This window comes from Nonomuraea sp. NPDC049649 (assembly GCF_040675175.1).
Classification (GTDB): domain Bacteria; phylum Actinomycetota; class Actinomycetes; order Streptosporangiales; family Streptosporangiaceae; genus Nonomuraea.
The window spans coordinates 1-1,315 of the sequence record NZ_JBFAOH010000113.1; the positions used below are offsets into that span (position 1 = coordinate 1).

General features: G+C 67.1%; 2 protein-coding genes. Both read left to right on the forward strand.

Annotation, left to right across the window (positions count from 1 at the left end; translation table 11 throughout):
• Positions 1-1,115, forward strand: a 1,115-nt coding sequence (locus AB0J42_RS37700; RefSeq protein WP_364303397.1) for an IS701 family transposase, incomplete at its 5' end; no start/stop codon positions are given.
• Positions 1,112-1,306, forward strand: coding sequence for a hypothetical protein (locus AB0J42_RS37705; protein ID WP_364303399.1), 195 nt, complete (start codon positions 1,112-1,114; stop codon positions 1,304-1,306). The genes AB0J42_RS37700 and AB0J42_RS37705, both read left to right, overlap by 4 nt.
• Positions 1,307-1,315 lie beyond the last annotated feature (9 nt).

Below are 1,315 nucleotides of genomic sequence, written 5' to 3' on the forward strand. Positions count from 1 at the left end.
GGCCTGAGCCCCGCTCAACGTTCGGTGACCTGGTCCGCGCTCTGCTGGCCGACGTCCCGCGGAAGAACTCCTGGCAGCTGGCCGACCACATCGGCCACATCAAGGCCCACCGGTTCGAATGGCTGCTGAACGGAGCCAAGTGGGACGCCGACGCGCTGCGCGATGAGGTACGCGCCTACGTGCTGAAGCATCTGGGCCGTGCCGATGGTGTGCTCATCGCCGACGACACCAGCGCGATCAAGAAGGGCGACAGATCCGTTGGCGTGGCCCGCCAATACTGCGGGCTGACCGGACAAGTCGAAAACTGCCAGGTCATGCCCATGCTCACCTATGCCTCCGCAGCGGGGCACGCCTTCGTCAACCGGCGGCTGTACCTGCCCGAGACCTGGACAGACGATCCAGAACGGCGCAAGCAAGCCGGGGTTCCCGACGAGGTGGTCTTCGCCACCAAGCCGCACCTGGTGATCGACATGCTCAAAGAGGAGATCGCGGCCGGCACTCCGTTTCGCTACCTGTGCGGCGACTGCGGTTACGGGCGCGATCCCGACCTGCGCGCCTTCTGTCACGATCGGCGGATCGGCTACGTGCTGGCCGTCCCGGTCGACCTGCCGCTGATCGCCGTACGCGGCGGCAGCGAACCGGTCGGCCACCTGCTCGATCGCCTGCTGGCCCACGGCAACCCGGCCATCTGGGAACGTCGCTCCTGTGGACAAGGCACCAAGGGCATCCGCGTGTATGACTGGACCTCCGTGCCCGTGCGCCTGGCCGACCAGCAACCCGCTCCCGAGCACGCCCACACCGTGCTCATCCGCCGCTCGGTCACCGACCCCTGTGAGATCGAGTTCTTCCTCGCCCACGCCCCGCTCGGCACCCCGATCACCGAACTGATCAAACTTGCCGGGCTGCGCTGGAAGATCGAGGAGAACAACGCTCAGAGCAAGGACCTGCTCGGCCTGACCCAGTACCAGGTCCGCAAGTGGACACCCTGGCACCGGCACGTCACCACCGTCATGCTCGCCCTGGCCTTCCTCGCCGTCACCCAGACGGCCTTACCCGACAACACCGCCCCCGCCGACCAGGGAAAAGACCGTCAGCCACCGCCGCAACCACCATGAACAACGCTCCCGAGCCCGTGCCGCCGCCCTCGCTGGCGGAGATCCGCCGCGTCCTGGCCCGGCTGTTCATCCCCGCCGCCAACGCCATCGAACACGTCCTGGCCTGGTCAGCCTTCCGCCGCCTCCACCAGGCCCGCGCCCGGCTCAGCCATTACCGGCGACGTGGAGATCCACTACCTCAAGATCTGTGAATGTAGTAC